The following is a 23,531-nucleotide window of genomic DNA, read 5'->3' as shown; positions in this document are numbered from 1 at the left end:
ATTATGAAACAAAATGTAAATAAACTAATAGATATAAGGGATCTATATAGTGATAATAGAAAAAAACAATTGTTACTATCACACAAAAATAATTTTTAGAATATTTTAAAAATAACTTTACAAAACCTGAAAAATTAGTAGAATATTAATTAATAAGAATTTTCTGATAACTGGTTATTAGAAAATCTATCAAAATTAGTTTCGTACATATAATTGGGGAGGGTACAAAAATGAAGAAAAAGATGAAAAAGTTCACGGCGGTTGTAGCGCCAGTTTTAGCGATGAGTATGGCGTTGACAGCGTGTTCTGGATCTGGTGGGGAGAAGAAATCAACTACGACGTCTAGTGGTGGTGGGGAAGAGAAAAAATCAGAAATTAAATACGCGGCGAAACAAGTGTTAAATCGTACAGAGAATCAAGAAATTCCGACGATGGATGTTTCAAAATCTACTGATACATTAGGTTCTCAAATTTTAGGAAATACGATGGAAGGATTATATCGTCTTGATAAAGATAATAAGCCAATCCCAGCTGCGGCAGAATCAAGTACGAAAAGCGAAGATGGCAAAAAATATACATTTAAATTACGTAAAGATGCAAAATGGTCGAATGGTGATCCTGTAACAGCGAAAGATTTCGTATACGCATGGCAGCGCTTACTCGATAAAAATACAGCTGCAGAATATGCGTTTATCGCTTTCTATATTAAAAACGCAGAAGCAATTAATAAAGGTGAAAAACCTCTAACAGATTTAGGAGCAAAAGCGGTAGATGATTATACGCTAGAAGTAGAATTGGAAAAGCCAGTACCATATTTCTTGAATTTAATGGCATTCCCATCATACTATCCTTTAAATGAGAAATTCGTAAAAGAAAAAGGAGATAAGTTCGGTTTAGAAGCAGATACAACGTTATATAATGGACCGTTTGTGATGGCTTCCTGGAAACATGAACAAGGATGGCAGCTAAAGAAAAATGATAAGTACTGGGATAATAAGACTGTAAAATTAGAAGAAATTAACTACAGTGTAGTAAAAGAAGTTGCTACGAAAGTAAACCTATATGATACAGGATCAATTGATTTCACATTATTATCAGGAGAATTCGTTGATAAATATAAATCGAACAAAGAGGAGTACGGTGAGTATTCAGAAGCGAGTACATTCTTCTTACGTTTAAATCAAAAACGTAATGGACAAGATACACCGTTAAAGAGCAAAAAACTACGTGAAGCAATCGCATTATCAATTGATAAAAAAGGTTTAGCAAACGTAATTTTAAATAACGGTTCAAAAGCAACAGATCAATTAGTACCAAAAGGACTTGCGACAGGACCAGACGGTAAAGATTACCAAGATACATTTAAAAATGGTCTGAAATATGATCCGAAAAAAGGTGCAGCAGCTTGGGAAGCAGCGAAAAAAGAACTTGGAAAAGACCAAGTGACAATTGAATTACTAAGTTATGATGATGGAACTGCGAAGAAAATCGCTGACTACTTTAAAGATCAAATTGAGAAAAACTTAAAAGGTGTAACGGTTAACACGAAAATTCAGCCGTTCAAACAAAAATTAAAATTAGAGTCGGCACAAGATTATGAAGTTTCGTTTGCAGGTTGGAGCCCAGATTATTCAGATCCAATGACATTTATTGATATGTTTGAATCGAAGAGCCCATATAACCAAATGAGTTATTCGAATCCAAAATACGATGAAATGGTAGCAAAAGCAGGTAATGAATTATTATCTGATCCGAAGAAGCGTTGGGAAACATTAGGTAAAGCAGAAAAATTATTCCTTGAAGAAGATGCTGGATTAGTACCTTTATACCAAACAGGTAGAGCGTATGTAATGAAGCCGAATGTAAAAGGTATTGTAAAGCACAACATTAGTCCAGAATATAGCTTTAAGTGGGCTTATGTAACGGAAGGAAAATAATAAAAAGGAGCGTGTTTAAAAGTAGATAATTTACTTTTAACACGCTCTTTTTCTATTCAATTAAATAGAGAAGAATAAGAAAAGTAGTACTGACATATAGTAGATGGGGGAGAATTCGTATAGTAGTAATAGTAAAATACAGAGTTACTATAAATTAAAACTTAAAAACTGAAGGTAATTAACAGGTATTAATAACTAAGTTTATAGAAAATCTCTCAAAGTTAGTTTCGTACATATAATTGGGGAGGGTACAAGAATGAAGAAAAAAATGAAAAAACTAACGGCAGTTGTAGTGCCAGTTTTAGCAATGAGTATGGCGTTAACAGCATGTTCTTCTGGATCAGGTGGGGAGAAGAAAACGACAACGACATCTAATAATGGTGGAGAAGAGAAGAAATCTGATATTAAATATGCGGCAAAGCAAGTACTAAATCGTACAGAAACGAATGAAATTCCGACGATGGATACTTCAAAAAATACAGATACACTTGGCTCACAAATTTTAGGGAATACAATGGAAGGTTTATATCGATTAGATAAAGATAATAAGCCAATCCCAGCTGTAGCGGAATCTAGCACAAAAAGCGAGGATGGCAAAAAATATACATTTAAATTACGGAAAGATGCAAAATGGTCAAATGGTGATCCTGTAACAGCGAAAGATTTCGTATTTGCATGGCAACGTCTAGTAGATCCAAAAACAGCTGCTGAGTATGCATTTATTGCTTACTATCTTAAAAATGCAGAAGCGATTAATCAAGGAAAAGGAGAAGTTTCGACATTAGGTGTAAAAGCGGTAGATGATTATACGCTTGAAGTAGAACTAGAAAGACCTGTACCATATTTTTTGAACTTAATGGCATTTGCGTCATACTATCCATTAAATGAAAAGTTCGTAAAAGAAAAAGGAAATAAATTCGGTTTAGAGTCTGATACAACACTGTATAATGGTCCATTTGTGCTTACAGACTGGAAACATGAGCAAGGCTGGAAATTAAAGAAAAATGAGCAGTATTGGGACAAAAAGACTGTAAAACTAGAAGAAATCAATTATAGTGTAGTAAAAGAACCAGCTACTAGAGTAAATTTATATGACACAGGTGCGATTGATTTCACACTTTTATCAGGTGAATTTGTTGATAAGTATAGAAATAATAAAGAAGAGTTTGGCGCATATTCGGAAACCAGTACGTTTTACTTACGTCTAAACCAAAAACGTGGCGGGCAAGATACACCGTTAAAGAGCAAAAAATTACGTGAAGCAATTGCATTATTAATCGATAAAAAGGCTTTAACGAATGTCATTTTAAATGATGGTTCAAAACCAGTGGATTACTTAGTACCAAAAGGTTTAGCGAGTGGTCCAGACGGTAAAGATTTCGCAGAAACGTTTAAGAATGGTTTAAAACAAGATTCCAAAAAGGCAGCAGCAGCTTGGGAAGAAGCGAAAAAAGAACTTGGAAAAGATCAAGTGACAATAGAGTTATTAAATTATGATACTGGTAATGCGAAAAAAGTTGGGGAGTATGTAAAAGATCAAGTTGAAAAGAATTTGAAAGGCGTGACAGTAAATATTAAACTGCAACCATTTAAGCAAAAACTAAAATTAGAATCAGACCAAGATTATGATTTTTCATATGGTGGCTGGAATCCAGATTATGCGGATCCGATGACGTATCTTGATATGTTTGAAACGACAAATTCTCAAAACCAGATGAGCTACTCAAATTCAAAATATGATGACGTTATTAATAAAAGTAAGACAGAATGGATGGCTGATGCAAAAAAACGTTGGACAGAGTTAGGGAAGGCAGAGAAATTGTTACTTGAGGATGATGTAGCACTTGTACCTTTATATCAAAGTGCTAAATCATATGTAATGAAACCAAATATAAAGGGCATTGTGAAGCATAATATCAGCCCAGAATATAGCTTCAAATGGGCGTATATTGAAGAGAAATAAAAAAGAGAAGAGCATTTTCAAGTTGCGGTATAGCACTTGGAAATGCTTTTTTATGTGCACTATTTATTGATAGGTGAATATATGTATTATAGAAAATTTAAAGGAGAGTTTTATGAAACGAAATACTTACATCGATTTCCTAGCTTATTACGGAATAGGAAGTGCTCATCCTGGTGGTTTTACGTTAACAAAACAATTGTTAGCACAGCTGCCTTTTAAATATGGAGCAAATGTCCTTGAGATAGGCTGCGGTACGGGGAAAACAGCGGCGTATATGACAAAAAAATGTGGTTATAAAGTAACGGCGGTTGAAAAGAATGAGATTATGATCCAAAAGGCGAAAGATAGATGGTTGTTTGAAGGAATAGATATTCAATTAATTGAAGGAAATGTAGAGCAATTACCTTGTTTGCATGATTCATTTGAGTTTGTACTCGGAGAATCAATACTTGCTTTCACAGAGAAAGAAAGGGTTATCTCGGAGTGCTATCGTGTATTACAGAAGGATGGCAAGCTTGTTGTCATTGAAATGATTATTGATAGGCACATTGAGAAGAGTGAGGAAGAAAAAATTGCCCGATTATATGGGATGAAAGAACTATTAACTGAGAATGAATGGGTACAATTATTCCGGAAAGCAAATTTTAAAAGAATTATAATTGCTGGCGGTGGTACAATTGCAGAAACGATCTCGGGCTATATAGAAGAGCCAGAATGGAATGTATCCTCGCATATTCCAAATGAATTGTATGAGGCATGGGTACAGCATGAAAATGTACGACTTATGTACCAACACATTTTAGGTCATCGTATTTTTATATGTGAAAAATAAAGGGAAAGAGTTGGCTAAAGGTAGTCAACTCTTTACTATGTTAAATGAAAAATAATGCAGCTAATGTAATTCCGAAGATGAAACCAAATCCGAGTTCGACGCCCCATCCACAACCGCCGCCTCCCCAGCCGCCGCAACTACCGCAACCACGACCGCCACATCCACAGCCGCTGAATCCACCACCACAACCAAATCCGCAACTATCACATCTGCTAATGCCGCCACAAAGATCACAACCACCGTTTGCATATGCGTCATAGTATCCGAATCCAGTATCAAAAGATGAGCGCTGTTGCACTGGCTCAATCCATACAGAGCTGTTTGTCACATCAATTATTTTACCTAAATGAATGCGACCATCACGATCTTCAATGCGAACGACTTTACCGAAATAACGTCGGCACGTATCATAACATTTTTGTCTATGCATGTTCTTTCCTCCTTCCGCATTACAGTAATACGATATGTAAAGGGGACAAGTGCGGCTTGTACGAATGCCCTATCTATCATAATTGTTATAGGGAAGGGGAAATATAGGAAGAGGATATATAAGGAGGAAAATGCATGAAATCTACAAATCAGTTTCAGACATACGAAGTACCGTGGAAAGAATTTATTGGAGCATTGCGAGAGGAAATGAAGAAGCAAGTAGGGTCAGATATTATTGATACAGTAGTTTGTAATTTAGAAGATGGTTTTGAAGTGTATACATATGTGCAGGGGGATTTGGACTTTGAATACAAAGAAGCACTTGAAAGAAAATACGGAAGTGATGCAAAAACTCCTAATGTGCTAACAATTATGTTATTAGCTAGTATTTATAGTACAAGTGAAGAGAATTTACGCATGCATGCGGATCATAAAGATAATCCGGTTGTTGAAGTGTATGTGAAGCAATAAATCAAACTTTTTGATATATGTTTTCAATATGAAAAGTAGGAAAAGTCTGTTTTAAGTGTAGAGCTTAAACAGGCTTTTTTACTTATAGTATCGGATAGAAAACGCTAGAAGGAATCATATTCAGTTTATATAACTGTTTACATAATAAAGTTATGGTGTGTTAGTTGTCCTAAAATACAAGTCATATATCTTGTATCCTCTCATAAATTTAAACATAGGAATTTGTCTACAAAGGTGGCGAAGCCTCATCATGAAAATTCGAATTTGTGCCACATTCACGTTGTTTCTATTTATATGGTTACATCCTTTTTGGACTTTTGCAAAAGGAGAGGAGGCAAAGGAAAGGGTCGTTTCACTTGTATATGATGATTCGGGCAGCATGAGAAATAACGATCGCTGGAAATATGCCAATTACGCTTTGCAAAGTTTAGTTGCGCTATTAGATGAAAAAGATAAATTTTCTTATGTTCCAATGAGCAAGCCGAATGATCCATTAAACATTTCGTTAACGAAGGATAAGAGACAAACAGAAATTGAGGGGATTGGGGCATGGAAGACGTATTTAAATACTCCGTTTAGCGCAGTAGAAACGGCGATGCAATCTATAAAAAAGGAAGCAGATATAGATGGAAAACGTGAATTTTGGCTTATTGTCTTAACTGACGGGGCATTTAATGATTTAGAGAAAGATAAGGTTGGCGGAAAAGAACAAATTACACAGAAGTTAGCACAGTTTAAGAAGGATATGGATGCAAAAAAGATATCACTACATCCAATTTTAATTACGATGGAAGAGGATTTAGGGCAGCAAGAAAAGGCACAACTAAATACGTTTAAAGAAATATGGAAGAAAGAGATAAACGGAGTTACGATGCCATCTAGTGGAGAGGATGGTATTGTAAAAAGCGTTAATCAAGTGGCAGCATTAGTTGCAAATCGTGATCCGTTCTCTTCTGTTGAATCGATTGTAAAAACGAAAGTAGTAGGGAAGAAAGTAGAGATTACAACACCATTTCCATTAAAGCGTATGACGCTTGTACGACAATCGCCTTCTTTGTCTAATTATCAGGTCACACAAATTTCTAAACCGTTACAATTACAATCTTCCTATTCCATACATGCACCAGGAGAAGCGAAATTATTCGGAAATATAGTTCATATTAGTACGGAAAAGCAGGAAGTTATTAAACCAGGAACTTATACGATAGAGGTGGATCGAGATATTGAGAAAGAAGGACTACAAGTACTAGTTGAACCAGCGCTTAACTATACTGTTTCTACTTATGACAAAGATGATCGTAGTCAAAAAAATGTGGAAAAAATGTACGAAGGTGTTACCGCGGTTATTGAAGCGAAGCCGACGGAATTACCAATTCAGTCTTCATATTTTCAGGCAGAAGTAGAAATAGACGGAAAACAGTACCCGATGAAGTGGGACGATAAAAAACATGTATTTTACTACGAAACGAAGACTGATAAAGGATTAGTGCGCGGGAAAGTTCATATGAACATAAAGGGATTTTACAGACAGACGAAAGAATTTAAAATCGAAGTAACGGAAAAGCCAAAATTATCACTGCAAACGATAACGAAAGATTATGAAGAAAAAGTAACAAATTTAGAGAATAGTAAACCTTTTATTATACAACCACAGTTAGATGGTAAGCCGATGACAGAAGAGGCTGTAAAGAAACTATTAAAATCTACTGGTGTCACATCTAAACAATCAATCAACTATGAAATAAAACAACATGGTAATCAAATTTATATTTATCCTCGCCCTCATTACTCCGACACATTCAATTTCACAGATACCGGCACCGTAGAAGCTACCATCATAGTGCAAGATTCAAAATTACAAGAAGTAAAGAAAAAAATATCACTTCATATTCAAAATGCACCGTTCTATGAAAAGTATGCGCTTATTTTTAAGTTTGTTATTCCTATCACTTTATTACTGTTAGTAGTAGGAATAATCGTTTTAGGATGGATTATCCGTCCAAGATTTCACCGGAAAGCACTATTGTATTACGAATGGGATCAAGAAGTAGCGAAAGATTGGTTATATCAATCTGAACCAGAGTTACTTAAAAATAAATGGTGGAAGCACTATTTTGGCATTCCGTTTAGGGCAGAAAGAAAGACTGTGCAATCCGTTACGTTTATAGCAAAAAAAGGATCAAAATCGATATTTGTAGCGAAAGAGTCACAAGTAGTAGGAATGATTATTGATGGGATGTTTATAACAGAAGATGAGGTTGGAATGGAACATAAGACGCTATATCCAAATGAACTTTTAGTAATTGATAGAGGGTATGGTAAAGAAATTTACAAATATGAGTGTGAATAGTAGGTAGGGAAAAGGAGGGAGGCTTATCTTTTTCCCCCTCATTTCAAACAAGCAAGAATAGGAAGGTGGTTCACATGACGTTACAAGTTCCAACGATATTAATTGGTTTAGGTGGAATCGGTAGTACTGTAACACATCAAATATATGAAAGGCTACCTGAGGAGCGCCGAAAAAAGGTAGCAATGCACGTATTTGATACAGATGTGAATACATTGAGTAAATTTGATCATATTCGAAAGTTTAAAACGCAAACGAGTTCTAGTAAAACGCCAAGAGAGTATATTGCGGGAGACCCAACGATTCCCGAGTGGTTTCCGATGGATCCGACTATACTTGATAAACCGCTGACAGAAGGGGCAGGGCAATTACGCGTCATTTCCCGTTTAGCGTTACGTGCTGCGATGAAAGAAGATAAATTGACATCCTTTTGGCAAGAAATCGAGAAGATTTTTCCGGTTACAAGCGATCAAACGGAATATGGAGTGCGTGTCATTATCGTAACATCACTAGCGGGCGGAACAGGTTCAGGGATGTTTCTACAAATTGCATTATATTTACGTGAAATGCTTCGGAAAAAACTGCAACATCACAACATTTTAATACGTGGTGCGTTTCTAATGCCGGACGTGTTAGTGAAGACGAGAACGGTTAGTGCAAAAGAGTTTGAAACGGTGCAAGCAAACGGCTATGCATCGCTAAAAGAATTACATGCCATTACACTCGGCTCTACTGGAGAATTATCCAAACGCGGTGGCGTCACGATTGAATTAGAATATCGACCTGATCAAGTAGATGAAGACGGGAGAACAAATCATACGATTAAACAACACCATCTACCGTACAATTATTGTTTCTTATACGATTACGAAAATCTACACGGACACCATCTGCACAATTTATCCGATTATATGGAGCAAATGGCAAATACGATTTATTTACAGTTATTTAGTCCGATGTCTGCCAATCATTTTGCACAGGAAGATAATCAAATTCAGCAATTAGCAGAATCGAGCGGGAAAGGACGATATTGCGGGGCAGGAACAGCAAAGATTATTTATCCGTATGAGCACGTGTTAAAATATTGTGCTTTAAAATGGGCTGTGCAAGGTTTAGATGAATCGTGGCTTCATTTAGATCAACTGTTTCAAGAGAAAAAACAGAGATACGATCAAGATGTAAAACGTGGTATGCAACGTGAAAAGCCAGAGCGCGGGAAAAGTTATTTAGAAGACTTAGAACATCTTGCTACTCGTCCAGAGCAGGCTCATATTTTCTATAGACAAATGTACAATGAAACACGTGAAGGAGCAGAGGGCGGTAAAGTTGGTGTGGCGAAATCTAAACTGTTTTTAGAGGCTGTAGAAAGCTATGTACAGCGAACGGTGCAAAAAGATGAGGAATTAAACCGTCTGCAGCACGAGTGTAAAATTTCAGCTGCGAAGCTGAAAATGATGGAGCAAATGAAAGGCGAAGTAGCAAGAGTGGATCATGCGGTTCGTTTATATGCGTATGCGATTCCGAACCGCGTACATGAACATGTAACGACACTTTTATATGACATGATTGAATCAGACCGTTTTTCACCAAGTGGTTCTGAAGGCCAGTCATATCAACTAAATACATGGTTTTTAAAGAAAACAGATCCTGTTCATCCAGTATCAGCTCGTTTTATGTTGTATGAAATTCGAAAGCAGTTAGTAGAGAAAATGAATCGTTTACATGAAAATAATGAACAAAAGCGTAATTTAATTCAAAACTACGATAAGAAATTTAATGTAAGTAATATTGATGGGACGGTAACAGCTGTTCGCCGAGTAGAAATCGCCCAGCAACAAGGCTGGTTTGGAAAAATGATGAATAATCAGCGGCGTTTGTTTAAAAAAGAATTTGAAGATATTGTAACGCAGTACGTACACAAATTAAACGAGTATCGTAAAGAAATGCTATTAGAACTCGTTTATCAATCGCTATATCAAGCAGTTAATAAAATGATTCAATATTGGGAAAGGTTTTTTGATAATTTACACGAAACACGTGAAAATTTATTGTTTGAAATTCAAAAACGAAGCAAGGAATTTGAAGGGAAAACAAACCCAACGAATGTATACGTATTAGCTGAAGAGAAGTTGCAAGAAAAGATATGGCAAGATATGCAGCAACATTTAAATTTAGGTGTATTGCCGAAAGATATATCCGCGGAAATTTATATGAGTTTATACGGGGAATATTGCCGCGATGCGAAAACAGAAGAGATTCAATCGAAAAAGGTAGAAGACTTTTATCGTGAGCACATACTAAGTTATTGCTACGATGAATTACAAATACGCTATCGCGATAAATTAGAGCTGAATATCGTGGAGGCGTTACGAAAAGAAGCGGATTATAAGAAGCGTGATCGTGATGAATACGTTCGTGAAAAAATTGAAGACTTGTTCCATTTAGCTAGTCCATTTGTGCCGAAAGTTTCCCATCATAGGGAATTACAATATTGGGGTATACATCCATCTTTAAAGAAAGAACTACAAGAGGAATTAATTCAAGAAATGTTTAAAGAAAAAGATACAGTACATGAAGCTTTTTCACCATTTGAGGTCATTTGTTATCGTGCGCATTACGGTTTATCGTTGCAAGACTTTCCTAAGCTTTCGTCTGGACATATTGCAAATGGATTTATGAATGATAAAGGTGATTATTTTCAGTCATACTATCGCCGTGTGAACAAGTTGAATAGTAAAAAATCTAGTTTAACGCCGCATTTAGATAAGTATTGGCACTTACCAGCATTCATGCCAGACTTAAATGCAACGCAAACGAAGTTAGATTACGATAAATGTAATCGCGCTCTATTATACGCGTATATGTATCGCTGGATTAGTTTAGTTGCTGTTGATGGGCAGTTCGTGTATCAATATAACGGCGTTGGACGTAGCTTCTTAATTCAGTCGATGGGGAAAAATATTTCAAGCGAAAGTTATAAATTACACAGAGCATTGCTTCATAACCCATTTATTTATGAAAACATCTTGTCCAGATTTGAAGAAGAACAAGAAAAGGCGATGATACAAGGTGGACATTTATATACACATCCGTTTGTATTAGGCGCTCAAGATATTAGATGGCTTCGTAAAGAGCATGTCCATAATATTTTAGATATGATTTTAATGTATGACCGTGAGGCGAAATATGACCCAACGTTAGAAGAAACTTCTGATGAGTTATTAAGATTATTCCTTGATGAAATTGAGTTATATTTCCAAAACTATTACGGTACAGGTGCCGATATGGTTGCAAAGAAAGAAAAAGAAATGTTTATTAAACAATTGTGGGATCGTTCGTATGCGAAAGGTTATGTAGATCCAAATAGTGCTCCTTATAAAAAGTGGCAAAATTTATTAAGCGTTCATGATGAAGAGGAAGCACCAAAAACGAATGTTTAATGAATGAAAAGGGAATCCTTAAAAGTGGCAATACAACTTTAGAAAAGAGGGATTCCGATGCCGTTTTTAGGAAGTGTATATCAAATATTTGGATTGTATCCAGAAATTTATTATGGAATGATTTCAGCTGAACTTGCGGAGCAGCAAAGATTGGAACAAGCGGAAAACGAAGAGCCAGAAACAGAAGTGTAACTGTATAAGAAGCTTAAAAATAAAAATGATAACACGCTACTTACTCTTTAAACGTATAAGGGTAAGTAGCGTGTTTTTTGCTATTTAATAATCCCGTTTTCTAAAATTTTAATAGTAGGAGTTACTTTCACATTGGCTTTTGAAAAGGCACTTGGCCAATCATCTTCGACAGTTTTCCATTCTTTATATTGAAACGCTCTTGCATAATCACCAAATCCGAATGGATCGAGTTGTTGTTTTTGAATTTTGTGGACTAAATCATTTAAATCTTTGTTTAGTTGTTTTGTAATAAGTGAAGTTAATCTCTTCCTATCTCTATCTATATCCATGCTGAATGTAAGTTCAGATACGGAAACTTTAAAATCTATTGCAATATTAAATTTGAAGTGGTTATCGCTATAGCCTGTGTGAATGTCACGATTCATGCTAAGAACATTTATTGTTACGAAATCGTCACCTTCTGTATCTTTTCGATGACTATTACTTTCAACTGAATTAGAGGGGATTTTCAGTGTAAGTGAAACGGGTATATTAGCTTTTCTTTGGAATATAAGAAGCAGGGCACTTTCATAGCGATTTAAAGACATTTTATAGATTCCGCGAGAAGTTAATAGTGCAGAACCGGTAACAATAACATCTTTTTTCCTTTTTTTTATTTCTGAAATAGCGGGTGTTATACCTTTATTAAATGTTTGCCTGTGAAATTCATGAAATGGTGTGAAAACCGTCCGATTGTATAACTTGTTTGTATTAATTAAATCTGTTAAATATTCAGGAAGAGCAGGCTGATCTTTAAAGGTATTATAAATAACAGAAGAAATTGGACCGTCAACTGCAACGATACGCATATTTCCAGTGTTTTTAGGGTCACGATACCAAACATCAAGGTAAGGCATAGCTCCTTCTTGTTTTAAGAATTTCGTGCTAAATAAAATGAGTTGTAACTTTTCTGTAGATACTAAACCGCTACTTGAACTATTAAACGTTGCTTTTGCTTCGCGGGGGGTATGTACTTTCGCTTCATGAGTTGCGTATTTTTTCTCTACATCTTCATTAAAAATAGGATTTACGTAATACACAATTAATTTTCCTTTTGTTTTTACATCAAAACCGTAAATTAATGAAATCGATTGTTTTTCTAAATCCAACCGATCTTCGCAGCCTGTCAAAAAAAATATGAGAAAACAGAGTATAATAAAATGAATAAAGCGTCTCATTTAAATCTTTCTCCTTTTCCAATGCTGATAAAGTGTTATATATAAGAGAAATACGACTGGGAATAGAAAAACGATAAAATAACTTGCAGTTCCCCAAAATTCCCGCAACGCACTTATTTCATAAGAGGAAGGGATATAAAAGAATAGAACGAAAATACACCCGAATAATAAAAACCAGATAGGTAAGGAACTCTCTTTTTTGTTGAGTAATTGATTGATTCCATCTGAAGCAGTGAAAATATAAGGAACGCAAGAATCAAAAATAATGAAGAGATAAAATGACAAAAAGATAATTTCAAACCGTTCCAGAAATGAAAAGTGAAATGGTGTAACGAGAGAAAGGGTAGGCCATAAAAACTTCGTTATACCATCTGGGCTAAAATAAACGAATGAAACGAATGTAACTTGAAGATAAACAAATAGCGTAATCAAATTCGCAAGAACAATTCCTTTTTTTGCAGATGATTTATTACTGAGATAAGGATAAAGGACGAATGCAAACTCAAATCCGAGAAAGGCAATAATAGTTGATTTTACTGTATTGAAAACGGGTAGCCATCCTTCTTTAAGGAGAGGAAGAAGATAAACCCAATGCCCATCTTTAAGTGGGATAAATAATAGTAATGGCATCCAAAGTGTAAATAAGACAGTAAAAACAGCGTAGCGGCTAATAATAAGAACACCTTTACATGCGAGCATAACCATTGGAATAGATAGTAACATCATGATTAAAAACATGGGAGATCTAGGTAAAATCCAAATGTGAATAACGTATAAGAGGGAAAAAATTAAGGAAACAGCTGCAAGAACAGCATATAAAATCCAAAAAATCATTCCTACTCTTCCTAGCCACTTCCCAAGATAACGAGTGAGAACATCAAGTAAAGTATATCCAGGATGATTTTCCATAATTTTTACAATACATAAACTGACTAAAGTAGTGATAGCGCATCCTATAATAATAGACATCCATCCATCTGTATTGGCACCTTGTGCCACTTCACGTGGCAGTGTAAGTACACCGAAACCTACTTGAACACCACTAATCGTTAAAATGTATTGAAATAAACTAATCTCCCTCCTTGCACGCTTTGTCACTTATCTTCCTCCGTTTCTTCTATATCAGGTTGTCGATTGTCTTGTTTTAAGTTAAGGGATAGTGGTCGTTTCTTCATTATTCTCCATGGTAAACGTACAAGAATGTCTTTTAAATCCGCAGCAAATGACGGAGAAAAAGGACTACCATAAGGAACACCAAGTGATTCCATAGAAAGAATATGGATGATGATAACTGCCATCCCGACCATAATTCCAATGACCCCAAACAAAGAAGCGGTTATCATCATTGGAAAGCGAAGAAGCCGAATTCCTGCTGACATTTCCATGTTAGGGATGATAAAAGAAGCGACTGCAGTAATAGATACGACGATAACCATAACATTACTTACTATTCCTGCTTGGACAGCAGCTTGTCCAATGACAATCCCTCCTACGACTCCAATCGTTTGTCCAACGGGACCAGGAAGCCGAACCGCAGCTTCGCGGAGCATTTCAAGTACTAGTTCCATCAAAAGTGCTTCTAATATAGGGGGGAAAGGAATTTTAGCTCGAGATTCTCCAATTGTTAACAATAATTTAAGTGGAATCACTTCATAATGAAAGGAAATCATAGCAATATAAAGAGCTGGAGCAAATATTGCAATAAATAGTCCGGTAAAACGAAGTAGTCGTATGAAAGATGGAATCATTGGCCGGAAGCTGTAATCATCTATCGTCTGAAAAAAAGATGAAAAGGTCATAGGTCCAATTAATACGCCGGGTGAGCGGTCTACAACAACAGCAATTCGTCCATCCAAAATGTGATGGGCCGTTGTATCAGGGCGTTCGGTTATTGATAATTGCGGAAAGAGAGTATAGGAATTATCTTCAACAAACCCTTCTAATTCTCCGGTAGTAATAATGGCATCCACTTTGATTGATTCGATACGGCATGCCATTTCTTGTACAACGTCTTCGTTTGCAACGTCTGCTAAGTACAGCAAAAAAACCTTTGAAGTAGCTCGTTCACCAACAGTGAATTCCTTCACTTTCAATTCGCGATTTGGAATATATCGACGAATAAGTGCAAGACTGTCGCTCGCTACTTCATTAAATCCTTCGTGGGAGCTTTTTATGGCAGTTTCTGTTGTAGGTTCTTCAATACTTCTTTTTGGTGCCGATTGCGTATCTAGTTCTAACGCTGTAAGTTGTCCATTTATGAATAAAATGCTTTTACCATGTAAAAGGGACTGTTCAATGTCTAACCACTGCTGAACTTTTTTTACATTTCCGATTGTAACGGAAGATTCCCAAAAATCGTCCTCATTCCACTCTTTAAATAGGAGGGGGCGAAGAATATCAATGTTAATAACAGTTTTATCTACAAGTCCTTCCATATATATAAGAGCGGCTTCGTTTCCGTTTTTTAACGGAAAAGTGCGTGTAATTAATTCTGGAATACCGCTAAACAGTTTGGACAAGTGTTTTAAATTAAGGGAAAGAGAAGAAGAGATAGCTTTATTTAATATGTGATCAGCTTGCTCTTGTGCAGAAAAAGATTTTTCACCACGTATCCATTTATTAAAAGACCCCATTTGTTCGCTTACTCCTTGTTATGTTTTATATGGGTTATTATGGATAGTTCCATGCGGACATATGCGTAGTTTAAATTTTATATTGTATATTTTTAAGTTTAACGATATAATTATAGTGTTAAAGATGGAATCGTGATATGAACTGTTACGAATTTATCGCTATATATATGAATAAATGGATTGGTATTTTAGCAAGATGTGCTAATGAACTACTCCACCATGATAATAACGTGCCGGAATGTGGTGCGTATATTTTCGTGGTGGAGTTTTTTTATTCTCAAAAAGGGGGAAAGACCATGAATGACAACATGGTTCATATTACAATTGACGGAAAAAAGTATACAGCGGAGCCGGGTTCAACGATATTGGGTGTTATTAATGAGAACGGGATTGAACATCCGCAAATTTGTTACGTGCCAGAAGTAGATCCTATTCAAACATGTGACACTTGTATTGTAGAAGTTGACGGAAAGTTAATACGTTCTTGTTCGGCAGTAGTGACAGAAGGTATGAACATTGAACGTAATTCTGCTCGTGCAAAAGAAGCGCAAACAGAGGCGATGGATCGGTTACTAGAAAATCATTTACTATACTGTACTGTATGTGACAACAACAATGGGAACTGTAAACTGCATAATACAGCAGAATTAATGGAAATCGAACATCAAAAATATCCGTATGAACCGAAAGTAGATGTAAGTGAAGTGGATATGACGCATCCATTTTATCGTTATGACCCGAATCAATGTATTGCATGTGGTCAATGCGTTGAGGTGTGTCAAAACTTACAAGTAAATGAAACGTTATCAATAGACTGGGAAGCGGAACGTCCACGAGTTATTTGGGATGAAGGAGTAAATATTAATGATTCTTCATGCGTAAGTTGTGGTCAATGTGTAACCATTTGTCCTTGTAACGCTTTAATGGAGAAAACGATGCTCGGTGAAGCTGGATTTATGACGGGATTAAAACCAGATATTCTTGAACCAATGGTAGATTTAATTAAAGAGGTTGAGCCTGGATATAGCGGTATTTTTGCGGTATCAGAAGTGGAAGCGGCCATGCGTGATACTCGTACGAAGAAAACGAAAACAGTATGTACATTTTGTGGTGTAGGTTGTTCATTTGAAGTGTGGACGAAAGGGCGTAAAATCCTTAAAGTACAGCCTTCTTCTGATGCGCCAGTTAACGCAATTTCTACTTGTGTAAAAGGAAAATTCGGTTGGGATTTCGTAAATTCTAAAGAAAGAATTACGAAACCTTTAATTCGTAAAAATGGAGCGTTTGTTGAATCTACATGGGAAGAAGCATTGAATGTAATTGCAAGTAAATTAGGATCGATTAAAGAAGAGTACGGTAAAGATGCTATCGGTTTTATTTCTTCATCTAAAATTACGAATGAAGACAATTACGTGATTCAAAAATTAGCCCGACAAGTATTTGAAACGAATAATATTGATAACTGCTCACGTTATTGTCAATCACCAGCGACAGACGGATTATTCCGAACAATTGGTATGGGCGGAGATGCTGGAACGATTAAAGATATCGCACAATCTGGTCTTGTTATTATTGTAGGTTGTAATCCGACAGAAGGTCATCCTGTTTTAGCTACACGAATTAAACGTGCACATAAATTACACGGACAAAAATTAATTGTGGCTGATCTTCGTAAAACAGAAATGGCAGAGCGTTCAGACGTCTTTGTTAGTCCAAAACAAGGAACAGATCAAGTATGGTTAATGGCTGTTACGAAATATATGATTGATCAAGGCTGGCACGATCAACGATTTATTGATGAGAATGTAAACTTCTTTGAAGATTTCAAAGAAAGTCTTACAGAATATACACTTGAATATGCAGAGGGAATGACTGGTATTTCAAAAGAAACACTTATTCAAATGGCTGAAATGATTCGTGATGCAGATGGTACATGTATCCTTTGGGGTATGGGAGTAACGCAAAATACAGGTGGATCTGATACTTCCGCTGCGATTTCAAACTTACTTCTTGCAACTGGTAATTATCGTCGTCCAGGTGCTGGTGCATATCCGCTTCGAGGTCATAATAACGTACAAGGTGCTTGTGATATGGGTACTTTACCAGGATGGCTTCCTGGATATCAACACGTTACTAATGATATGGAACGTGCGAAATTTGAAATGGCTTACGGAGTGAAAATTAATAGTGAACCGGGTCTTAATAATATTGAAATGCTGCACGCAATTGACGAAGGGAAAATGAAAGCTATGTATCTTGTCGGAGAGGATATGGCTCTTGTAGACTCTAACGCGAACCACGTACACGAAGTGTTATCAAGCCTTGATTTCTTCGTTGTGCAAGATGTTTTCCTTTCTAAAACTGCTCAATATGCAGATGTTGTATTACCAGCAGCACCGTCTCTTGAGAAAGAAGGTACGTTCACAAATACAGAGCGCCGTGTACAAAGATTGTATCAAGTTCTTCCTACGCTTGGAGATGCGAAGCCAGACTGGTGGATTGTGCAGGAGATTGCGAATAAATTAGGTGCAAACTGGAATTATAGCCATCCTAGTGAAATTTTTGCTGAAATGGCAAGTTTATCACCACTATTTTCACAAGCAAACTATGAAGTACTGGAGGGGTGGAATAGTTTCCATTGGGGAAGCTTTGATGGAACGAATACACCACTACTTTTCCAAGATGGATTTAACTTCCCAGATAAAAAAGCTCGTTTTGCGATTGCTGACTGGGTACGTCCAGCTGAATTCCCAGCGGAGTTCGATCTTCACATTAATAACGGTCGTATGCTTGAGCATTTCCATGAAGGGAATATGACAAATAAATCAACAGGTATTCAAACGAAAGTACCTGGTGTGTTTGTTGAGGTTTCTCCAGCACTTGCAAAAGAACGTGGAGTGAAAACTGGTTCATTAGTTCGTCTTATCTCTCCTTTTGGAGCGTTAAAATTACGTGCACTTGTAACAGACCGTGTAAAAGCGAATGAGTTATATTTACCGATGAACTCTACAGATAATGAAACAGCGATTAATTTCTTAACAGGTCCTGCGGTTGATACGCGTACAAATACACCTGCTTATAAACAGACGAAAGTGCGTATGGAAGTGCTAGAAGTTGATGGCGAAAATCCGATGCCAAAAACGAACCCACGTAATAAAAAACGTCATCCTCAAGCTGGTATTGAGGTAAATCGTAAGTGGGCACGTCCAGGGTATGTGCATTTAACGGATAAGTAGGAGGAGAAAAATATGGCTGCACCTATAAAAATGATTCAAAAACAAGAATTAACTGAGGAAGAAATAAAACAGCAAAAATTAGATGATTTAAAAGAGCTTCTAACTAATAATGAAGAAGCTTTAAATCAAATGTTTAATATTGTCGGAGAATTAAATGACATCGGAATGCTAGAAGCCGCAAATTCTATGCTAAAGGCGAAAGAACCAATCGCAAAGATTGTTCTTGGCCAAGTGACTCGTGAGCCTGTTACAAATTTAATTAATAATATGATGGGTGCTGCGGGTGCTTTAACAGAACTTGATCCGGAACTTACGAAAAAACTTATAGGTAGCTTATTAGTTGGACTAGAAGAAGGTAATGAACATCTAGAGAGTAATAAAAAAGTAGGGGTATTCGATCTTATGAAAGTATTAAAAGACCCAGACATTAACCGTGCTATCGGGTTTGGTCTTCATTTCCTAAAAGGTATGGGGAAAGGGTTAAAAGACGAATAAACTTCATGAAGTGAACCTTTTCGTCCAATTATTCATGCGAAATAGTTTGGACGAAAGGGGGATTTTGGTAAAATATATAATAAAGTAAAATGAGGCTTTTGGGAGGTACGATTGCATGTCAAAAAAAGTACATGAATTTAACGATATGATACGAAAACTTCGAAAGGAACTTTTTGGAAAAGGGCCAGAAAGAATTCATACTGTTTTTGCTGAAAATATGGCGATTGCGACTCTTTATGGAAACTTAACACCTACTGAAAAATTCATTTCAAGTACGATGGACGGTGCGGAAATGGTTCATATGGCTAGAACGAAAATGATTCAAGAAGTGTATGCTGCGAATTCCCGTGAACATTTGGAAGAACTTGTAGGTGCGAAATTAGTGAATTTGTTTTCAGATATGAAAGTAGAGGAAGATATTGCGGTTTCGGTATTTGTTTTTGATAAAAATATAACGTGAGAGAAGGATACTGATCGTGAAACCGATACAGGTAGAAAGAGAAATCTTTCGTTATGAACAAGGGGCGTTTAAGCATATAGAGGATAGCATTGTAACAGAGTTTCCAGTCACGATTAAAATGAACGGACAGGAGTTTGTTACAATGGTTAGTACTCCAGAACATATAGAAGACATGGTAATAGGCTTCTTAGCATCTGAAGGAATCATTCGGAAGTACGAAGATATTGATGACATATGGGTACAAGAGAAAGAAGGATTTGTACATGTCACGACGAAAAAAGTGAATCCGTATTACGAACAAATGCAAAATAAACGTTATATTACTTCATGCTGTGGTATGAGTAGACAAGGGTTTGTTTTTGCAAATGATGCACTAAGCGCGAAAAAAATGAATGGTATCCATGTACAGGTTGATGTAGAGGACTGTTTTCGGTTAATGAAAGAAATGCAGCAATCTGCGGAGACATTTCGTCATACAGGCGGCGTTCATAATGCATCTTTGTGCGATGTGAATGGCATTATTTTAAGCCGAATGGATATCGGTAGGCATAATGCGTTAGACAAAATTTACGGTTATTGTTTAAAAAATAATATTTCTATAAAAGATAAAATCATTGTTTTTAGTGGTCGTATTTCTTCGGAAATATTATTGAAAGTCGCAAAGATCGGTTGTGAAATTATACTGTCAAAATCAGCTCCAACCGAGTTGGCTTTGCAGCTAGCAGAAGAATTAGGTATTACTACGATAGGGTTTATTCGGAATCAATCCTTAAATGTATATACGCATCCAAAACGTGTTGTAAATATAAAATAAGTAAAAGCGAGGCAATAAATATGAAATCTGTCACATTAGACAAACTGCAACGTCCTTTAAAGGATTTACGTATTTCTGTTACTGATCGCTGTAATTTTCGCTGTCGTTATTGTATGCCAGAAGAAATATTTGGTCCTGATTATTCGTTTTTGTCTAATGATAAAATTTTATCTTTTGATGAGATTGAAAGGATAACACGTATTTTCGTTTCTTTAGGTGTAAGAAAGTTACGGATTACGGGCGGAGAACCGTTACTTCGAAGAGGTATTCCGCAGCTTATCGAGCGCCTTAATAAAATAGATGGTGTGGAGGATATCGGTTTAACAACCAATGGATCACTACTGAAAAAGTTTGCTCCTGATTTATATAAGGCGGGTTTATCACGTGTGACAGTTAGTTTAGATTCCTTAGAAGAAGATCGTTTTTTCTATTTGAATGGTAATAGAAGCAAAGTACAAAGGGTTCTGGAAGGAATACAGGCTGCCGCTGAAGTTGGTATGAAAATTAAAATAAACATGGTCGTTCAAAAGGGTAAAAATGAACAGGACATCTTGCAGATGGCGCAATACTTTAAAGAAAATAAGCATATTCTTCGTTTTATTGAGTATATGGACGTTGGGAATTATAACGGCTGGGAGTTAAAAGAGGTCGTCTCGAAACAAGAAATAGTAGATGTGATTCATCAAGTTATGCCATTAGAACGGATAGAAGCAAATTATGCAGGTGAGGTTGCGACTCGCTATCGTTATATTGGAAGTGATGAAGAAATAGGTATTATTTCATCAGTAACAGATTCTTTCTGTTCATCATGTACGAGAGCCCGTATTTCTGCAGAAGGAAAATTATATACTTGTTTGTTCGCTTCTAAAGGAAATGACTTGAGAGAACTGCTTAGATGTGGATACACTGACGAGGAAATAACAGATATCGTACGTGATATATGGAATAACCGAGAAGATCGTTATTCAGATGAACGCTTAAATAATACAAGTAAAAAAAGAATACCTAAAATTGAAATGTCACATATTGGTGGTTGATATATAAGAGTGACACTTTGAGGAAGTATATACAAAATGGAAAGTATGCAACGTTTGTAGATTTTCTATTTTATAGTAAAAGTGATGATTGATATCTCTGTAAAAGATGTGCAGAGAAATTAAGCAGCATTCAAAAACCTTTATTTTGCGGAGGTTTTTTGAAGCTGCTTTTTTATTTGGAGAAAATGGAGGAATTGGTAATGGCATTTCATAAACCGGAACAAATTGCTGAGCTTGTAATTGAGGCCGGTGTTCAAAAAGTAAGTCAGACGTTGCCAGCAATGCTTATTCTCGGTTTTTTAGGGGGAGCGTTTATTTCGCTCGGTTTTTTACTTAACATTCGCGTTTTAGGTAATTTACCTGAGCGCTGGGGGGGGTTAGTAAATATTTTAGGAGGAGCGGTTTTTCCTGTTGGACTAATGCTGGTCGTATTAGCAGGAGGAGAATTAATTACCGGAAATATGATGTCACTGTCTATGGCCCTATATGCAAAGAAAGTTACATTGGTAAGTGTACTAAATAACTGGATTTGGATTACTTTCATGAATTTTGTTGGTGCAATTTTCGTTGCGTATTGTTTCGGTCATCTTGGCGGATTAACAGAGGGAGATTATTTAAATAAAACGGTAGCGATAGCGGAAGGAAAGTTACATGAATCATTTGGGAGAACTTTAATTTTAGCAATTGGTTGTAATTGGCTCGTTTGTCTGGCACTTTGGCTCGCTTATGGGACGAGTGATTTTGTCGGAAAAATAATCGGAATTTGGATTCCAATTATGGCATTTGTAGTGATTGGATTTCAGCAAGTAGTAGCAAATATGTTTGTCATCTCGGCAGTTATTTTTGCAGGTCATCTGACGTGGATGGATCTTGCTAGAAATTTCGTTCCTGTCTTTATTGGAAATGTAATTGGAGGAGCTGGATTTGTTGGATTTGCTTACTTTGCTTGTTATCAAAAACAACATTCTAATATGAAATAGAGTTCGTGAGAGGAAGGGTATGTAATGGCTGAGCGGTATTCACGACAACAGTTGTTCAAACCGATTGGGAGTAAAGGACAAGAAAAAATTCGAAATAAACATGTGTTACTTGTAGGAGCAGGCGCATTAGGAAGTGCAAGTGCCGAAAGTTTCGTACGTGCAGGTATTGGCAAGTTGACGATTATTGATCGTGACTACGTTGAATGGAGTAATTTACAAAGGCAACAACTGTACTCTGAACAAGATGCGAGAGAGAAACTGCCGAAAGCAATTGCTGCTAAAAATCGGCTAGAACAAATTAATTCGGAAGTACAAATACATGCTTTTGTAATGGATGCAGTTGCAGAAAATATGGAAAGTCTATTAAAAAATGTAGATGTAATAATTGATGCAACAGATAATTTCGATATTCGATTTGTAATAAATGACTTATCACAAAAGCATAATATCCCGTGGGTATATGGTTCTTGCGTTGGATCGTACGGTATGAGTTATACAATTATTCCGCAAAAGACCCCGTGTTTACATTGTGTGCTGAAGAACGTCCCTGTTACAGGTGTGACATGTGATACAGCTGGAATTATTAGCCCGACTGTTCAAATCGTCGCAGCATATCAAGTGGCGGAAGCATTCAAAATTTTAGTAGGAGATTTCTCAGCAATTAGAAAAACATTTTTCATGTTTGATATATGGAGTAATCAAAACCATTTTATAAAACTAGGGAAAATCAAAACAGACGATTGCCCTTCGTGTGGCTTAAATCGAACTTATCCTTATTTATTATACGAAAACCAAACGAAGGTAGCTGCTTTATGCGGAAGAAATACAGTGCAAATTAGACCAGTAGAAAATAAAAAATACGATTTTGATGATATAGAAAAAGTATTAAACAAACTAGGGAAAGTAGATCGGAATCCGTATTTACTATCTTGCCAACTAGATGATTACCGCGTCGTTATTTTTCGGGATGGTCGTGTTTTCATTCATGGTACAAATGATATTTCGAAAGCGAAACAATTATATTATCGCGTATTCGGTTAATAGAAAG

General features: G+C 36.2%; 18 protein-coding genes. 14 read left to right on the top strand and 4 right to left on the bottom strand.

Annotated elements, in window-relative coordinates; translation table 11 throughout:
- The first annotated feature begins 230 nt into the window (after nt 1-230).
- The 3 genes from F8162_RS05740 (at nt 231) to F8162_RS05730 (ending at nt 4,732) form a co-directional block, all read left to right on the top strand.
- The gene (locus tag F8162_RS05740) at nt 231-1,937 is read left to right on the top strand and encodes a peptide ABC transporter substrate-binding protein (RefSeq protein WP_000728445.1); all 1,707 of its coding nucleotides are present in this window, start codon (nt 231-233) and stop codon (nt 1,935-1,937) included.
- 256 nt (nt 1,938-2,193) lie between these two features.
- The gene (locus tag F8162_RS05735; RefSeq protein WP_151634223.1) at nt 2,194-3,900 is read left to right on the top strand and encodes a peptide ABC transporter substrate-binding protein; all 1,707 of its coding nucleotides are present in this window, start codon (nt 2,194-2,196) and stop codon (nt 3,898-3,900) included.
- 112 nt (nt 3,901-4,012) lie between these two features.
- Nucleotides 4,013-4,732 carry a class I SAM-dependent methyltransferase gene (locus F8162_RS05730; protein WP_151634225.1) on the top strand — a complete coding sequence of 240 codons (720 nt, stop codon included), beginning with the start codon at nt 4,013-4,015 and terminating at the stop codon, nt 4,730-4,732.
- A gap of 40 nt (nt 4,733-4,772) precedes the next feature.
- Here the strand turns inward: F8162_RS05730 and F8162_RS05725 are convergent, their stop codons facing one another.
- Nucleotides 4,773-5,162: a hypothetical protein gene (locus F8162_RS05725; RefSeq protein WP_151634227.1), complete on the bottom strand. Its 390-nt coding sequence runs from the start codon at nt 5,160-5,162 to the stop codon at nt 4,773-4,775.
- Between the two features lie 134 nt (nt 5,163-5,296).
- Here F8162_RS05725 and F8162_RS05720 point away from each other — a divergent pair, with 134 nt between their 5' ends.
- From F8162_RS05720 to F8162_RS05705, 4 genes are all read left to right on the top strand, one after another.
- A complete protein-coding gene (locus tag F8162_RS05720) occupies nt 5,297-5,632 on the top strand; it encodes a hypothetical protein (protein ID WP_151634229.1) in 336 nt (111 codons plus the stop codon).
- Nucleotides 5,633-5,882: 250 nt separating this feature from the next.
- Complete coding sequence (locus F8162_RS05715; RefSeq protein WP_151634231.1) at nt 5,883-7,982, top strand: vWA domain-containing protein; 2,100 nt, start codon at nt 5,883-5,885, stop codon at nt 7,980-7,982.
- Between the two features lie 74 nt (nt 7,983-8,056).
- Nucleotides 8,057-11,419: a tubulin-like doman-containing protein gene (locus tag F8162_RS05710; protein WP_151634233.1), complete on the top strand. Its 3,363-nt coding sequence runs from the start codon at nt 8,057-8,059 to the stop codon at nt 11,417-11,419.
- Nucleotides 11,420-11,476: 57 nt separating this feature from the next.
- Nucleotides 11,477-11,611: a hypothetical protein gene (locus tag F8162_RS05705; RefSeq protein WP_001116179.1), complete on the top strand. Its 135-nt coding sequence runs from the start codon at nt 11,477-11,479 to the stop codon at nt 11,609-11,611.
- Between the two features lie 80 nt (nt 11,612-11,691).
- Here F8162_RS05705 and F8162_RS05700 read toward each other — a convergent pair whose 3' ends face one another.
- From F8162_RS05700 to F8162_RS05690, 3 genes are read right to left on the bottom strand one after another with little or no spacing between them, the layout of a single operon-like run.
- The gene (locus F8162_RS05700) at nt 11,692-12,828 is read right to left on the bottom strand and encodes a Ger(x)C family spore germination protein (protein WP_151634235.1); all 1,137 of its coding nucleotides are present in this window, start codon (nt 12,826-12,828) and stop codon (nt 11,692-11,694) included.
- Nucleotides 12,829-13,926: an endospore germination permease gene (locus tag F8162_RS05695; RefSeq protein ID WP_151634237.1), complete on the bottom strand. Its 1,098-nt coding sequence runs from the start codon at nt 13,924-13,926 to the stop codon at nt 12,829-12,831. It lies immediately after the preceding gene.
- Complete coding sequence (locus F8162_RS05690) at nt 13,923-15,461, bottom strand: spore germination protein (RefSeq protein ID WP_151634239.1); 1,539 nt, start codon at nt 15,459-15,461, stop codon at nt 13,923-13,925. The genes F8162_RS05695 and F8162_RS05690 overlap by 4 nt, the downstream gene beginning before the upstream one ends.
- Nucleotides 15,462-15,757: 296 nt before the next feature.
- Between F8162_RS05690 and fdhF the strand changes: the two genes are divergently transcribed.
- The 7 genes from fdhF (at nt 15,758) to F8162_RS05655 (ending at nt 23,524) form a co-directional block, all read left to right on the top strand.
- Nucleotides 15,758-18,697 carry a formate dehydrogenase subunit alpha gene (fdhF, locus tag F8162_RS05685; RefSeq protein WP_151634241.1) on the top strand — a complete coding sequence of 980 codons (2,940 nt, stop codon included), beginning with the start codon at nt 15,758-15,760 and terminating at the stop codon, nt 18,695-18,697.
- Between the two features lie 12 nt (nt 18,698-18,709).
- Nucleotides 18,710-19,192, top strand: coding sequence for a DUF1641 domain-containing protein (locus F8162_RS05680; RefSeq protein WP_000729897.1), 483 nt, complete (start codon nt 18,710-18,712; stop codon nt 19,190-19,192).
- A 115-nt stretch (nt 19,193-19,307) separates the two neighbouring features.
- Nucleotides 19,308-19,652 carry a DUF2294 domain-containing protein gene (locus tag F8162_RS05675; RefSeq protein ID WP_000039582.1) on the top strand — a complete coding sequence of 115 codons (345 nt, stop codon included), beginning with the start codon at nt 19,308-19,310 and terminating at the stop codon, nt 19,650-19,652.
- Nucleotides 19,653-19,668: 16 nt separating this feature from the next.
- Nucleotides 19,669-20,466, top strand: coding sequence for a formate dehydrogenase accessory sulfurtransferase FdhD (fdhD, locus tag F8162_RS05670; protein WP_151634243.1), 798 nt, complete (start codon nt 19,669-19,671; stop codon nt 20,464-20,466).
- A 20-nt stretch (nt 20,467-20,486) separates the two neighbouring features.
- Nucleotides 20,487-21,503: a GTP 3',8-cyclase MoaA gene (gene moaA / locus F8162_RS05665; RefSeq protein WP_225990141.1), complete on the top strand. Its 1,017-nt coding sequence runs from the start codon at nt 20,487-20,489 to the stop codon at nt 21,501-21,503.
- A gap of 200 nt (nt 21,504-21,703) precedes the next feature.
- A complete protein-coding gene (locus F8162_RS05660; protein WP_151634247.1) occupies nt 21,704-22,483 on the top strand; it encodes a formate/nitrite transporter family protein in 780 nt (259 codons plus the stop codon).
- Nucleotides 22,484-22,507: 24 nt separating this feature from the next.
- Complete coding sequence (locus F8162_RS05655) at nt 22,508-23,524, top strand: molybdopterin-synthase adenylyltransferase MoeB (protein ID WP_151634249.1); 1,017 nt, start codon at nt 22,508-22,510, stop codon at nt 23,522-23,524.
- The last annotated feature ends 7 nt before the right edge of the window (nt 23,525-23,531 follow it).

Source organism: Bacillus sp. CH140a_4T (genome assembly GCF_008923725.1).
Classification (GTDB): Bacteria; Bacillota; Bacilli; order Bacillales; family Bacillaceae_G; genus Bacillus_A.
Note: the sequence above shows the minus strand (reverse complement) of the source record. Positions and strands in the feature narration are given on the sequence as shown.

Excerpts from the sequence above, each read along its gene's own strand:
- moaA (WP_225990141.1), top strand. The coding sequence starts at position 20,487 with ATGAAATCTGTCACATTAGACAAACTGCAACGTCCTTTAAAGGATTTA.
- F8162_RS05680 (WP_000729897.1), top strand. The coding sequence starts at position 18,710 with ATGGCTGCACCTATAAAAATGATTCAAAAACAAGAATTAACTGAGGAA.
- F8162_RS05730 (WP_151634225.1), top strand. The coding sequence starts at position 4,013 with ATGAAACGAAATACTTACATCGATTTCCTAGCTTATTACGGAATAGGA.
- F8162_RS05655 (WP_151634249.1), top strand. The coding sequence starts at position 22,508 with ATGGCTGAGCGGTATTCACGACAACAGTTGTTCAAACCGATTGGGAGT.
- F8162_RS05725 (WP_151634227.1), bottom strand. The coding sequence starts at position 5,162 with ATGCATAGACAAAAATGTTATGATACGTGCCGACGTTATTTCGGTAAA.
- F8162_RS05705 (WP_001116179.1), top strand. The coding sequence starts at position 11,477 with ATGCCGTTTTTAGGAAGTGTATATCAAATATTTGGATTGTATCCAGAA.
- F8162_RS05675 (WP_000039582.1), top strand. The coding sequence starts at position 19,308 with ATGTCAAAAAAAGTACATGAATTTAACGATATGATACGAAAACTTCGA.
- F8162_RS05720 (WP_151634229.1), top strand. The coding sequence starts at position 5,297 with ATGAAATCTACAAATCAGTTTCAGACATACGAAGTACCGTGGAAAGAA.
- F8162_RS05700 (WP_151634235.1), bottom strand. The coding sequence starts at position 12,828 with ATGAGACGCTTTATTCATTTTATTATACTCTGTTTTCTCATATTTTTT.
- F8162_RS05690 (WP_151634239.1), bottom strand. The coding sequence starts at position 15,461 with ATGGGGTCTTTTAATAAATGGATACGTGGTGAAAAATCTTTTTCTGCA.
- F8162_RS05660 (WP_151634247.1), top strand. The coding sequence starts at position 21,704 with ATGGCATTTCATAAACCGGAACAAATTGCTGAGCTTGTAATTGAGGCC.
- F8162_RS05715 (WP_151634231.1), top strand. The coding sequence starts at position 5,883 with ATGAAAATTCGAATTTGTGCCACATTCACGTTGTTTCTATTTATATGG.
- fdhF (WP_151634241.1), top strand. The coding sequence starts at position 15,758 with ATGAATGACAACATGGTTCATATTACAATTGACGGAAAAAAGTATACA.
- F8162_RS05710 (WP_151634233.1), top strand. The coding sequence starts at position 8,057 with ATGACGTTACAAGTTCCAACGATATTAATTGGTTTAGGTGGAATCGGT.
- F8162_RS05740 (WP_000728445.1), top strand. The coding sequence starts at position 231 with ATGAAGAAAAAGATGAAAAAGTTCACGGCGGTTGTAGCGCCAGTTTTA.
- F8162_RS05735 (WP_151634223.1), top strand. The coding sequence starts at position 2,194 with ATGAAGAAAAAAATGAAAAAACTAACGGCAGTTGTAGTGCCAGTTTTA.